The sequence below is a fragment of the Mesorhizobium sp. M7A.F.Ca.CA.004.04.2.1 genome (assembly GCF_004022825.1).
GTDB lineage: Bacteria > Pseudomonadota > Alphaproteobacteria > Rhizobiales > Rhizobiaceae > Mesorhizobium.
The window spans coordinates 1-1,733 of the sequence record NZ_RZPH01001166.1 but is presented as its reverse complement, the minus strand read 5'-3'; the positions used below and the strand labels follow the sequence as shown (position 1 = coordinate 1,733).

At 59.7% G+C, this 1,733-nt stretch carries 2 protein-coding genes; both read right to left on the bottom strand.

What is annotated here, in order from left to right; translation table 11 throughout:
* Positions 1–1,093, bottom strand: a 1,093-nt coding sequence (gene groL / locus EN893_RS32535) for a chaperonin GroEL (RefSeq protein ID WP_128362116.1), incomplete at its 3' end; no start/stop codon positions are given.
* A 33-nt stretch (positions 1,094–1,126) separates the two neighbouring features.
* Positions 1,127–1,465, bottom strand: a complete 339-nt coding sequence (locus tag EN893_RS32530) for a co-chaperone GroES (protein WP_127269688.1) — start codon at positions 1,463–1,465, stop codon at positions 1,127–1,129.
* Positions 1,466–1,733: the final 268 nt, after the last annotated feature.

Here is a 1,733-nt window from a genome sequence, read left to right as displayed (position 1 = left end):
GCTTTTCCTTGTCGTAGTCGGAGGTCGTCTCCTCGATCTGGCCCTTGATCTGGGCGACGCGCGCCTGGATGGTCGCCTTGGTGCCGGCCCCGTCGATGATCGTGGTGGTGTCCTTCTCGATCAGCACACGCTTGGCGCGGCCGAGCATCTCGATGGTGACGTTTTCGAGCTTGATGCCGAGGTCTTCCGAGATCATCTGGCCTGATGTCAGCACGGCGATGTCTTCCAGCATTGCCTTGCGGCGATCGCCGAAGCCCGGCGCCTTGACGGCCGCGACCTTGAGGCCGCCGCGCAGCTTGTTGACGACCAGCGTCGCCAGAGCCTCGCCCTCGACGTCCTCGGAGATGATCAGCAGCGGCCTGCCGCTCTGCACCACCGCTTCAAGGATCGGCAGCATCGCCTGCAGATTGCCGAGCTTCTTCTCGTGGATGAGGATGTAGGGCTCTTCCAACTCGACGCGCATCTTGTCGGCATTGGTGACGAAATAGGGCGAGAGATAACCGCGGTCGAACTGCATGCCTTCGACGACGTCGAGTTCGGTCTCGGCCGTCTTGGCTTCCTCGACGGTGATGACGCCGTCATTGCCGACCTTGTCCATCGCCTTGGCGATCATCTCGCCGACGCTGGCATCGCCATTGGCGGCGATGGTGCCGACCTGTGCGATCTCGGCCGACGACTTGACCTTCTTGGCGCGCGCCTGGATTTCCTTGACCACGGCGGAAACCGCCTGGTCGATGCCGCGCTTCAAATCCATGGGGTTCATGCCGGCGGCGACCAGCTTGGCGCCTTCGCGCAGGATCGAGGCGGCCAGCACCGTGGCGGTGGTGGTGCCGTCACCGGCGAGGTCGTTGGTCTTCGAGGCCACTTCGCGCACCATCTGGGCGCCCATGTTCTCGAACTTGTCGGCAAGCTCGATTTCCTTGGCGACGGTGACGCCGTCCTTGGTGATGCGCGGCGCGCCATAGGCCTTGTCGATGATGACGTTGCGGCCCTTGGGGCCGAGCGTGACCTTCACCGCATTGGTGAGGATCTCGACGCCGCGCAGCATGCGGTCGCGCGCGTCGGTGGAGAATTTGATTTCCTTGGCAGACATGATTTTTATCCAGTTCGTTCGGAGAAAATGAGGTCAGGCAGCTTTCTTGGCGGCCACGGTCTTGTCGGTTGCGGCCGTCTCGCTCTTGTCGATAACGCCCATGATGTCGGCTTCCTTCATGATCAGAAGGTCCTCGCCGTCGATCTTGACCTCGGTGCCCGACCATTTGCCGAACAGGATGAAGTCGCCGGCCTTGACGTCGAGCGGAACAAGCGTGCCGTTTTCGTCGCGTGCGCCAGGGCCGACGGCGATGACTTCGCCCTCCTGCGGCTTTTCCTTGGCAGTGTCGGGGATGATGATCCCGCCCTTGGATTTGATATCGCCTTCGGCGCGACGAATGACGACGCGGTCGTGGAGTGGCCGAAATTTCATGGGAACTTTCTTTCTGGGGCCGGCACAGGCGGCCACGCCCCTCCTCTATAGACGCGTTGGCACTCGATAGATAGGAGTGCCAAAAATTATTCGCGGGCCAAATTAAATATTCAAAAGTATTATTTCAGCTGGCCGTTTCGTGATATCCGCAGAATGTCAAATAATTCAAAAGATTGAATTTTGCCGATCGAGTGCCTATTTATCGGACAAGTTCACTTTCACGATTTCAGGCACAAGGGAGATTTCTTCGATGGCCGAAGGCAATCAG